Source organism: uncultured Dysgonomonas sp., assembly GCF_900079725.1.
Classification (GTDB): Bacteria; Bacteroidota; Bacteroidia; order Bacteroidales; family Dysgonomonadaceae; genus Dysgonomonas.
This window is the reverse complement of sequence record NZ_LT599032.1, coordinates 2,064,704-2,077,645: the sequence shown is the minus strand read 5'-3', so window position 1 is coordinate 2,077,645 and position 12,942 is coordinate 2,064,704. Positions and strand designations below refer to the sequence as shown.

Sequence of the window (12,942 nt, the reverse complement as noted above, 5' to 3'; positions counted from 1 at the left end):
CTAAAACAAGAATAAAAATGATGAGAAGAATTCTTTTATTTCTATTGATTATGCCACATCTCGCATATGCGCAACAGATTAATCCGGTAGACTACGTCAACACGTTGGTGGGTACAATGTCTAAAATGGAACTTTCGGCAGGCAATACGTACCCGGCTGTATGTATGCCTTTTGCCATGCACAATTGGTCTGCGCATACAGGTAAAGTGGGGGACAATTTTCAGTATGCATACCAGAACAATTACTTATATGGTATCCGTCAAACTCATCAAGCTAGTCTCTGGATTGGCGATTATGGGCAGTTTTCCCTAATGCCGGTTAGCAATAAACAACAGTTTGTTCAAGAAAAAAGAAAGAGTTGGTACTCGCATAAGACAGAGATCGCAAAACCTCATTATTACTCTGTGTATCTGGCAGATCATCAGGCCCATGTTGAGGTAACGCCAACAGAGCGCGCTGCCTGTTTTCGCATATCATATACTCATCCTGACAGTGCGTTTTTGGTTGTAGATGCTTTCAATAAGGGATCATATGTCAAGATACTAAAGGACGATAAAAAAATTATAGGTTATTCGAGTACAAAAAGCGGAGGGGCTCCAAGTAACTTCAAAAATTATTTTGTAATGGAGTTTGACAAACCCCTAAGAGATGGAGCTGTATGGAGTAAAGATACCTTGTATGATAACAAATTAGAAATTGAAGATAACCATGTAGGTACTATACTGCATTTTGAAATGAAAGAAGGCGAAAAATTAAATGTGAAAGTCTCTTCATCTTATATAAGTTTTGAGCAGGCCAATATAAACCTGAAAGAAATAGGAAATGCTGGTTTTGATGAAACGAAAGAGAAAGCCTATAATATCTGGAACAGAGAATTGTCAAAAGTCAAAGTCTCGGGAGGTACCGATGATCAATATAAGACATTTTACTCATGTCTTTACCGAATGCTAATATTTCCCAGAAAATTCTATGAAATAGATAGCGAGGGTAAGGTCGTACACTACAGCCCCTATACAGGGAAGGTTCATGAAGGCTACATGTATGCAGACAATGGCTTCTGGGATACGTTCAGAGCACAATTCCCTTTTATGAACTTACTATATCCTCAGATTGTAGAAGAAGTATTGCACAGTATGACCAACATCTACCAACAGAGCGGATGGTTACCCGAATGGATAAGCCCGGGACACAGAGATTGTATGATTGGCTCTCACTCTTCTTCAATAATTGCAGATGCATATATGAAAGGTATCACCAATGTTGATATTGACCTGTTGTATGAAGCAATTATGAAAAATACTAGAGAAAGCAATGAAAAAATAAGTTCGTTGGGACGGCTAGGAGCAAAAGAGTATAACTCTATGGGCTTTATTCCATTTGATACAGGAATAAACCAAAATGTTTCGCGCACGCTGGAGTATGCTTATAATGATTTTTGTATTTACGAGTTGAGCAAAATGTTAAACAAACCTGATGAGCAGATTAACATATTCTACAATAGAAGTTTTAATTACCGTAATCTATTTGATCAAGAAACAAAGTTGATGCGCCCGAAAGATAGTCAGGGTATATTTCAAAAGAATTTTGACCCATACCGTTGGGGCGATCATTTTACTGAAGGCAACAGCTGGCAATATACATGGTTTGTACCTCATGATCCTATCGGCTTATCAAACTTGATGGGAAGCAATCAGGACTTTATAGAAAAGATGGATTCTGTATTTTCTCAACCTCAAACCTACGATATCTCATATTACAAAAGAGGTATTATTCATTTGATACGTGAAATGCAGAATGCAGAAATGGGACAATATGCACACCTTAACGAGCCCATGCACCATATGATATATATGTATAACTATGGAGCACCATGGAAAACACAATATTGGGTTCGCATGGTTATGGACAGGCTATATCAAGCGACACCTGATGGTTATTGCGGCGATGAGGACAATGGGCAAATGTCGGCTTGGTATGTATTCTCGGCATTAGGGTTCTATCCTTTATGCCCTACGGCAAATGAATATGTTTTTGGCAGTCCGCTGTTTCAGTACTCAGAACTAACATTGGCCAATGGTAATAAAGTAGTCGTAAATGCACCCAAAAATTCAAAGCAGAATATATATGTCAACTCTATATCAATCGATAAGAAAGAACATTCTAAAAACTACATTTCTTTTTCTTCTTTATCCAAAGGAGTAGTTATTGATTTTGAGATGAGTGACAAAGAGAACCAGGAAAGAGGTACACAGCCTGACGCTTACCCTTTTTCGCAAACGAAACAAATGAAAAATTAGTTGTATAACCTTTTTTAATATTTAGACCATGAAAAAAATCTTTATCAAATTACTCAATTCGGACACATGGCATAGGAAAGCTTTAAATAAAGCTCTGTTATTTTCCTTGTGTCTGATTATGCAAATGGTTACAGGAACACCTGTATATGGTGAAACAAAGGATTCGGAACAAGCTACAAAAAAGGAGATTTCGGGTTCAGTATATGATACTGATGAACTCCCTTTACCGGGAGCCACAGTTATAGAAAAAAATAATTCTATGAATAGTACTCTAACGGATGCTGATGGATTATTTAAACTAACTGTTTCTGAAGGCTCAATTGTAATTATAAGCTATTTGGGCTATATTACTCAGGAATTTGTTGTTGACAGAGCAAATTCATATCCAATCATACTACATGAGAACACGAAGGATTTGGATGAGGTTGTTGTTGTGGGGTATGGCACTGTCAAGAAAAAAGACCTGACCGGTGCTGTAGGTGCAATATCGGGAAATATTGTTTCAGACAGAAAGGTTATGCAATTATCTACAGCTTTGCAAGGGGCTATTCCCGGAGTGATGGTTACTCGTAATAATGGCGCACCCGGAGGTGGTAGTACTATCAGAATAAGAGGGATAACTACTATTGGTGACAGCAACCCTCTTTATATAGTAGATGGCGTACCGGTTGACAATATTGATTATATCAATCCTAATGATGTGGAAAATATATCCGTGCTGAAAGACGCAGCCTCTGCATCCATATATGGTTCTAGAGCAGCATCGGGCGTAATACTGATTACTACCAAACGTGGAACATCGGACAAGTTTGAGCTAAATTATTCATTTGAATATGGATTGGAGAAATTGGCAAGGACACCTAAATTTGTTTCAGCTACACGTTTTATGCAAATGGAAAACGAGTTGAGATGGAATGATGCAGGAAATGGAAAAAATGAATACCCAACCTATGCTCAAGAACTTATTGAAAATTATTATGCTCTCCATGCAGAAGATGCAGACTTGTATCCGATTACAGACTGGTACGATCTAGTGTTGGACAAAACGGCACCTCGTGTAAGTCATTTGGTAAGTTTAATGGGAGGAACTAATAAATTGAGAACAAAAGCTTCTTTTGGTTATGACAAAGTAGAAGGAATGTATGCTAACAAGAATATTGAAAGATATACTCTTCGTGTAAATAATGATATAAAAATAAACGAATATCTTTCGGTAGGATTGGATATAAACTTCAGGAATCAGAAAAATCTATCTCCTGTTGCCGATCCATTTCCTCAGATTAATCTGGCTACTGCTGTACAGGCAGGGGTATGGAGTGATGGAAGGTATGGAAACGGACGTGGAAAAAGTAATATTTATGCTGCTAGCAAAGAAGGAGGAACAACAACAAATACTCACAATCACTTTTTAGGGAAAGCCTCATTAGATTTTACCCCATTTGAAGGATTTAAACTTTCGGCTGTTTTTTCTCCTACTTATAATAACAGTAAAAGCAAGATGTTCAAAAAGAAGGTAAAACTTTATGATGCCAAAGATCCCAATTTATTTATAGGTTATAATGCATCTTTTGATAATTCCAGATTAGAAGAAAACCGGAACGACTCCTATCGCTTGCTTTCTCAATTAATTGCAACATATAGCAAATCTTTCAGCGACCATAATTTCGATTTTATGGCTGGATATGAAGGCTATAAAACATTTAACGAGAATTTGTATGCAGGCCGTAATCAATACGTCTTAGAGTATCCATATTTGGATATCGGCCCTCTTACCGAACTTTCCAATTCGGGGAATGCATACGAAACAGCCTATCAGTCTTTCTTCGGACGAATAATGTATAATTTCAAAAACAGGTATTTACTTCAGGCAAATGTAAGAAGAGATGGTTCTTCCCGTTTCCATAAAGATCATAGATGGGGTGTTTTTCCTTCTGTCTCAGCAGGTTGGGTAATTAGTGAAGAATCTTTTTTCCCGGAGAATAATATACTTTCATTTCTCAAACTCCGAGGCTCGTGGGGTACTTTAGGGAATGAGCGTATTGGGAGCAATTATCCATATCAAGCTGCAATATCTTTTAGTAATGTGTTATTTATTAATGGAGATAATGTTGTACCTCAACAAACCGCATCACAGAATAAATATGCTGTAAGTGATATTTCCTGGGAAACAACAAAATCATGGAACATCGGGATCGATACCTATTTATTTAATAACAGGCTCAGACTGAGTGCCGACTATTTTGATAAATCGACAGAAGATATGCTTTTAGCCTTGGAGATCCCACGGTATATGGGATTCTCTACAAATCCGGATGTAAATGCCGGAAAAATGAGTACTAAAGGTTTCGAAATCGAAGTAGGTTGGAGTGATCAGATTGGGAAAGACTGGTTTTACTCATTATCGGCGAACCTGTCCGATTTCAGGTCAAAGATGGGAGAATTGGGCGGTACTGAATTTTTGGGAAGCAAGATTAAAAAACAAGGAAGTGAGTTTGACGAATGGTATGGATATCTATCAGATGGAATTTTTCAAACACAAGAAGAGGTAGATAATTCTCCCGTCTTAAATAAACAAGTAAAACCCGGCGACATCAAGTATAAAGACATAAGCGGACCGAACGGAGTGCCTGACGGAGTTATTTCTCCGGAATATGACAGGACCTTGCTAGGAGGTTCTTTACCAAGATATCTATATGGAGCTAATTTCTCTCTGGGGTATAGAAATATTGACTTTTCCTTGACAATACAAGGTGTGGGGAAGAAAAACTCAATAATGAGTACATATATGGTACAACCTTTGATTGAGAATAGAGGTAACATCACAGATGTCATAGAAAGCGGATATTGGAGTCATTATAACCCGGCAGAAGAAAATGTACATGCAAAATATCCTCGCTTGACATATTCCGGAGCTACTAATAACTATGCGACATCAGATTTTTGGATGTTCAATGGGAGATATCTGAGATTGAAAAATATCACAGTAGGCTATACACTACAATTGCCGTGGTTGCAAAACACTCTCAAGGTACAAAATATACGATTATATACAGCGATAAATGATTTGTTCTCTATTGATAATTACCCTAAAGGATGGGATCCGGAAACTGCAGGAGGTTCCCAACCTATAACAACTTCATTTATTTTTGGAGCATCTGTTAACTTTTAAAAAAGAACGAAAATGAAAAGAACGATTATATATATATTTATAACATTATTGCTTACGTCTTGTTATGATATGGATTTGAATCCACTATCCGAGGGTTCGAGTGAGAACTGGTATACAACCGAAGAAGAGCTAATGATGTCTGTCCGTAGTTTGTACAACATTGCTTATTGGTCGCTCGATGATGATTCGTACACCGATGACTGGACAAATAGAAACGAGGTAAATAATATTACAGGAGGGACAATCGACGGATTGTCATCAATCCCTACTACTACATGGACTAATAAATATGCGGCAATAGGAAGAGCAAATGAACTATTGGCCAATTTAGATAAAGCACGAGAGCTTGGAGTGCCTGCTGACTTGGTCAAAAAATTGGAAGCTGAAGCAAAGTTAGTCAAAGCAATACAGCATGCTTCGCTTGTGGCTCATTATGGAGATGTAGTATATGTTTCACATACTATTCCTTCAATTAGTGAAGCTTTTAAAATCGGCAGAACAGATAAAAAAGAGGTGATGCGATATGTATATGAAGATTTTGATAATGCAATTGCAGTACTTGATAAAGAGATAGAAGGAGAAATAAGGGCAAACAGTAAAGGAGTAGCTTATGCTTTCAAGGCGAGAGCAGCTCTTTATGTAGGCGACTACGCCATAGCTGCCGATGCTGCAAAAAAATGTATCGATTTAGGGGTTTACTCTCTTCATAATGATTTTACTGAAATCTTTTTAAGTTCAACAAAAAGCAACAAAGAATTTATTCTCACCCGGCCTCGTTCCATAGAACAAAGTATTTATATCGGTACACAAGCTTTCACTCCACGTACTGCCGGAGGATGGGGGCAATACGTTCCATCGTGGGATTTGCTTTGTGCTTTTTTATGTACCGACGGGAAACCTATTGACGAATCACCTTTATTCAATCCTAGAGAACCATTCTTAAATAGAGATCCAAGATGTACAAAAACGATTGTTGAATTTAAAACGAGACATGTGGGTATTGAATATAACCCTCATCCAGATGCTCTTACGGTATTAAATTACAATACAGGAGCACAAATAAAAAACACTGACAATAGAGCAGTTGCCCAGTATGCATCATATAACGGTTTGGTGTGGAAAAAATGGGTAGACGATACATGGAATCAGAATGGGCACAAAGCCGACAAGAATGAGATCGTCATGCGATATGCAGATGTCTTGTTGATGTATGCTGAAGCCAAAATAGAGCTGGGTGAAATAGATCAAACAGTGTTAAATGCTATTAATGATATCAGAGCCAGAGCTTACGGAGTAGAAAGAACTCAAACCACAGCATATCCATCTGTCGCTACAACAGATGCCACAAAATTGAGAAAGATTGTAAGATTAGAAAGACGAATGGAATTTGCTTTCGAAGGACTCAGATATATGGATATTATTCGCTGGAAACTGGCTGAAAAAGTTTTAAACTTGCCAATATATGGATTGTTAGATCCTGCTAATTTGAAAAGTGATGTGGTAGATGAGGGATTATGGTTTTTCTCCGAAACTCCTAAAATAGATGAGGATGGGATTACTGATTTTTCGTCATTATATCAGAATCAAAAAATTAAATTACTCGTAGAACGTAAATTTGATGCTAATCGTCAGTACTTATGGCCAATCCCATCAAAAGAAATTCTTATTAATGATAATATAAAACAAAACCCTGGTTATTAGTTTCTTAAAAATAGAAAACAGATTTAGTGCTTAAATAATTAAGTGCTGAATCTGTTTCTAATCTTTATTTTTCACATTTAACCGGAAAATATAAGTAACCAAATGAAAAACATATACATATTGATTGTTTTGTTTCTACTGTTTACCTGCTTAGCTTTTGGTCAAGGGGGTCATCCGGACTGGGAGAATCCTGGAATATTTGCAATCAATAAAGAGGAGACGCGCACAACAGTAATTCCGTATTCGTCCATAAAAGAGGCTTTAGTTGACGATTTTAACCAATCACCCTATTTCCAATTGTTAGATGGCGATTGGAAGTTTAAATGGGTGGCTAAACCATCTGATATTGTACATGATTTCTACAAAGAAGATTATGATGTGAGCCAATGGGGAACAATATCCGTTCCGGGAAATTGGGAGTTTAACGGGTATGGCATTCCCATTTATACAAACATAATATATCCTTTCCCAAAAAATCCTCCTTTTGTAAATAAAGATGATAATCCTGTGGGGCATTATCGTCACAAATTCTCCATTCCGGACAAATGGAATGGCAGAAGAGTGTATCTACATTTCGAAGGAGGAACGACTGCTATGTATGTATGGATAAATGGGCAAAAAGTAGGTTACACAGAGAATGCAAAAAGTCCTGCCGAATTTGATATAACTCCTTATGTCAGAAAAGGGAATAATACGATAGCATGCCAAGTATTTAAATATAGCGATGGGTCTTATCTCGAAGATCAAGATATGTGGCGACTGGGAGGGATCAATAGAAGCGTTTACCTATACAGCACGGAACACACACGTATTCAAGATTTTTTTGCTCATCCAGACTTAGATAGCCATTATAAAAATGGAAAGTTAGACATAGATATCAAGCTAAACAACTATGAAGAAACTCCAAAACCTCAAAAATTGGAAGTGAGCCTTTGGGATAAAGATGGTAGGAATATTTTGAAGCTTAACAAGGATGTGACAATACCAGCAAAAAATACCCTGGATCTGACTCTCTCGGGAAAAGTACCTTCGCCTCGTAAATGGACAGCTGAAACTCCAAATCTGTACACTCTTTTATTAACCCTGAAAGATAATACAGGAAAAACGATTGAAATTACATCACATAAAATAGGATTCAGGAAGATCGAGATAGCAGACGGTCAATTGTTTATCAATGGAAAGAAAGTATATTTCAAAGGAGTAAATCTTCACGAGTTTAATGCTTATAAAGGGCAAGTTGTGGACAGAACAGTGATGATGCGAAATATTCAGTTGATGAAAGAATTGAATATAAATGCTGTCAGGACATCGCATTATCCTCAACCTCCATTGTGGTATAAACTGTGTGACGAATATGGAATCTACTTGGTAGATGAAGCAAACTTCGAATCTCATGGGATGGGCCATGGAAAAGAAAACCTGGCTAATTTCGAGGAATGGAATGCTGCACATATAGACAGAATTAAAAGTCTCGTGGAAAGAGATAAAAATCATGTATCTGTAATATTTTGGTCGATAGGCAATGAATCCAGTAATGAGCAAGCTTTGTATGATATGTACGATTGGGCTAAAGCAAGAGATAACAGTCGTCCTGTTCAGTATGAAGAGGCAAAGTCTTCATATCGTAATACAGATATTATTTGTCCAATGTACCCTACTTGGATACAGATGACGGAAGCTGCTAAGAACGTTTTAGACCGTCCATATATCATGTGCGAATATGCTCATGCCATGGGGAATAGTATGGGTAATTTTCAAGAATACTGGGACCTGATACGGTCTAGTAAAAATATGCAAGGAGGTTTCATTTGGGAATGGTATAACCAAGGCTATAAGGCTAAAGACGAGCAAGGGAGAGAATATTGGGCATACGGGGGAGACCTTGGTGGATATCATCTTTACAATGATGGGAATTTTTGTATGGATGGGCTTATTAGCCCCGATCAACAATACATTCCTCATACTAAGATCGTTAAGAAGGTTTATCAAAATATCCTGTTCGAAGCTAAAGATTTGTCTAAAGGGATTATTACAGTCATCAATGATTTTAAATTTACAGATTTATCTCCTGAAAACTATTCTTTCAAATGGGTATTATTGCAAAATGGCAGTAAAGTGGCTGATGAAATTTTTGATGTTACAATCTCGGCAGACTCCCGCAAAGATGTGAAATTAAATTTACCTCAACTAAGCAGTGCAAATGGTAACGAATATTTCTTACAAGTATTTGCTTATACAAAAGAAGCAACAGAGTTTATTCCAATCGCGTTTGAAGTTGCTAGGGAAGAGTTCGCATTTGAAACAAATGATTATTTTGCAGTAAGACGTTTTAAAGGTTCCTTAAATGTAGAAAAAAGGGTAAATAGTGTAATTATAAAATCCAGAGATATTACATATGAGTTTTCGACTAAGAATGGTAATGCTCTATTACAAATGAATGTAAATGATAAACCTTTATTCAACGCTTTACCCCGACTTAATTTTTGGAGAGCTCCTACTGATAATGATTTGGGTTCGCGCCCCAATCATAGTTATCGCCTGTGGGATGGTGCCGCACACAATCTGGCATATACTTTTATACAACACAAAAAACTGGAGGGAAAACAAATTTTTGAATATGAGGCAAAACCGAGAGGAATAGAAGCGAAAGTTATTTTAATATATATTGTCAATGAGGATGGAAGCCTGACAGTAGATGCACATTATAAAGCTTTATCGGACGATATACCTGAAATGATGAGGTTTGGCATGATAATGACCTTGCCAGAGGAATACAATCAATTCGGATGGTATGGGCGCGGTCCGGGTGAGAATTATATCGACCGCAATAGCGATACCTTTATGGGTGTTTGGGAAGGTAAAGTTAGAGAACAAGCATTTGAATATTATCGTCCACAAGAGACAGGAAATAAAACCGATGTCAGATGGTTGAGCTTAACAAATAACATGGGTAGAAAAGTCAAAGTAAGCGGTTTACAACCCATATCTGTAAGTGCGACAAATTTCACTCCCGAAGACTTAGATGCAGGATTGACCAAGAAACAGCAACATTGGTCGGATGTCATTCCCCGTAAAGAAACAGTGCTTTGCGTGGATTTGTTTCAACGAGGAGTAGGCGGACTAAACTCATGGAGCGAACATCCTTTGGGACAATATAGATTTAAGGACAAAGAATATAGGTATGGTTTTATAATTGAGGTGGAGGACTAGGATTAAACTAATAAAATAGAATAATATGAAATTATTTAAGATTTTAATCATATTTATTTTTCCCATTTTAACTCTTGCATGTAGCCGAAAAGCAGAATTGACAAATGGAGAGATAAAAATAGAATGGAAAGAAACATCGGATGGATGGATCATTTCTTCTGTCAAAAATAAGAATCAGGATGTTTGGAAATCATGGGGGAACCCGGATGGAGAAATTACAATCTTATTTTCGGAAACAAAACCAACCGATACTGCTTTGACGGTGGTACAACAAAATGGAGATACGGCTAGTTTTCCTGAAGATTTCAAATATGTTATAGATAAATATAAGCGGGCAATATCCGAAGTTCCAATGAACAGAGCAGGCAAACCCTATTCTTTTTATCCTGAGCTGGAAACTTTATCCGATAATTCGGCTGTTTTTAGCAAGGAGTTGGAAATAGGTAAGGTATTGATCACTTATATGTTTGATGAGAATTATTCCCATGATATCTGTGTAAAAACTTCATTTGTTGCTTACAAAGACGGATATTTTTCACTTGCATCGGTTTCGTTGGGTAATATAGATAGAGATATGCTGGAATGGGGGGTAGTTCCCGGTTTTTTTCAGGGCAACAAAATAAACGAAGACTTCGATCTAAGCTATGTGTATGCACAAGGATTACCGGAATTTCCAGTGCTATGCAGGGAAAGTACTATTACATCTCCTATGTCTGCTATTACTAATAAGACAGGAAATACCTTGGCTGTAATTGTAAATCCCGAACATGTGAGTGAAAGATATGTCGAAGACAAAGAAATACATAATAAAATATGGAAAATAGCTTTGTCGCATATGAATAAAAAATCAAAACTGACTCCCACCGCTTACCATCCGATTTTAGGGGAAGAAGGTTCTCAAAAAACAAAGGGCGATACAATAAACTTTGCATATAGGTTTACTCTCAAACAGTCCGATTGGTTCGATGTTTACAAACATGCAGTATACAATATCTATGATTTCAACCAATCAGTAGCACTCAAGGAATCTACGAAATCTTTGACTGATCGCATTTTATCCATGAGAAAATATCTGACCGACGATAAGACTTCTTTCTGGAATACTGCAGATTATAATAATCTTAAAATAGGAGCTCAATTATACATGAGTGCAGTATCGGAAGCTGAAAATGATGCTATTAAAAATTCGGATATTGCTGCTGCGTGGATGCTGGCTTCTATTACTGATGATGAGAAAATAAAAACAGCAAGACTTCCATATTTACGCAATTTTAAGATTGCTCAGCAGGATGAAAATGATGGTTTCTTTCATGGAGCAGCTAAAGGGCAGTACTATTTGATGAAGAAGAAAAAATTCATAGAAGAATGGGGGAATCATTACGAGCCTATCGGGCTGACTTATTATACACTTATAGATATTGCGAACATTTTATTGTACGAACCCAATGACAGTGTATTATTAGAAAAATTGAAAGATGGAGCTGAGCGATTAATATCTTGGCAACGAGAAGATGGAAGCTGGCCTTTAGCCTTTGACAAAGATACGCATGAAGTAATATATAAAGATTTACAAGATTATAGACCTACGTTTTACGGAATGTTTGTTGCTTACAAAATGCTAAAAGATAAAAAGTATCTCGATGCAGCGGTAAAAGGCGCAGATTGGTATGTGAAAAATGCTGTGGCAAATGGTTCTTTTACAGGTGTATGTGGGGACGTTAGGTTTGTAAACGACTTTGCCACTGCACAAAGCGCACAAGCATTGTTAGATTTGTATGAAATAGTACCCGAACAAACTTATCTGGACGCAGCGATAGAAACGGCAAAAATATACACAACATCTATCTATACATATCCTACACCTAGTTCGGAAATGAAAATATTTAAGGGAAAACAGGTACAAGATTGGCAACTTTCGCAAGTAGGGCTCGGATTCGAACATGGCGGTACTATCGGTTCTGCTGTCAATCATGGTCCCATATTGTTGTCTAGCCACGCGGGTATGTTTGTTAGAATATATCAATTGACGAAAGAAGCTATTTTTCTGGATATGGCGAGAGCCGCCGCGATAGGCCGGGATGCTTTTGTGAATAAAGGAAATAATGTAGCATCATATTATTGGAAACGTTTTGATGAAGGGCCGGGCGTATTTCCCCATCATGCTTGGTGGCAAGTGGGCTGGATTACGGATTATCTGGTAGCAGAAGCTGAAATTAGATCGGGGAATACTATTTCTTTTCCTAGAGGATACGTGTCTCCTAAAGTAGGTCCTCACCAACCTGTTGGTTTCGAGAAAGGGACATTCAACGATGAAAAAGTCTCTTTGTTATTATATCCCGATTTACTGGAAGTGGATAATCCAAATATAGATTATTTTTTCATGAAGGCGGAAAATACAGAATCATTCTATCTTGTTTTACTTAACCAACAGCAAAAGGTGAATAATGTAAAATGGAGTATCAATCCCTCTGTAGCAAAACAAAAAGGCTTAAAAGTTAAGAAAAGAACAAACATTGAAGAAATTGAAGCTTGGGGTATACAAATCATAAAAATAAATATTTGAGA

The 12,942-nt window shown here is 37.2% G+C and carries 5 protein-coding genes; all 5 read left to right on the top strand.

Annotation, left to right across the window (positions count from 1 at the left end; genetic code table 11):
- Positions 1-20 precede the first annotated feature (20 nt).
- The 5 genes from QZL88_RS08740 (at position 21) to QZL88_RS08720 (ending at position 12,940) form a co-directional block, all read left to right on the top strand.
- Entirely contained in the window at positions 21-2,297 is a 2,277-nt protein-coding gene (locus QZL88_RS08740; protein WP_296945043.1) for a GH92 family glycosyl hydrolase, read from the top strand.
- A gap of 28 nt (positions 2,298-2,325) precedes the next feature.
- A complete protein-coding gene (locus QZL88_RS08735; protein WP_296940176.1) occupies positions 2,326-5,466 on the top strand; it encodes a TonB-dependent receptor in 3,141 nt (1,046 codons plus the stop codon).
- A 12-nt stretch (positions 5,467-5,478) separates the two neighbouring features.
- Positions 5,479-7,167 (top strand): RagB/SusD family nutrient uptake outer membrane protein, encoded by a 1,689-nt coding sequence (locus QZL88_RS08730; RefSeq protein WP_296940174.1) that lies wholly within the window; start codon positions 5,479-5,481, stop codon positions 7,165-7,167.
- Positions 7,168-7,269: 102 nt separating this feature from the next.
- Positions 7,270-10,377, top strand: coding sequence for a glycoside hydrolase family 2 TIM barrel-domain containing protein (locus tag QZL88_RS08725; RefSeq protein ID WP_296940172.1), 3,108 nt, complete (start codon positions 7,270-7,272; stop codon positions 10,375-10,377).
- Positions 10,378-10,402: 25 nt separating this feature from the next.
- Positions 10,403-12,940: a glycerophosphoryl diester phosphodiesterase gene (locus QZL88_RS08720; protein WP_296940170.1), complete on the top strand. Its 2,538-nt coding sequence runs from the start codon at positions 10,403-10,405 to the stop codon at positions 12,938-12,940.
- Positions 12,941-12,942: the final 2 nt, after the last annotated feature.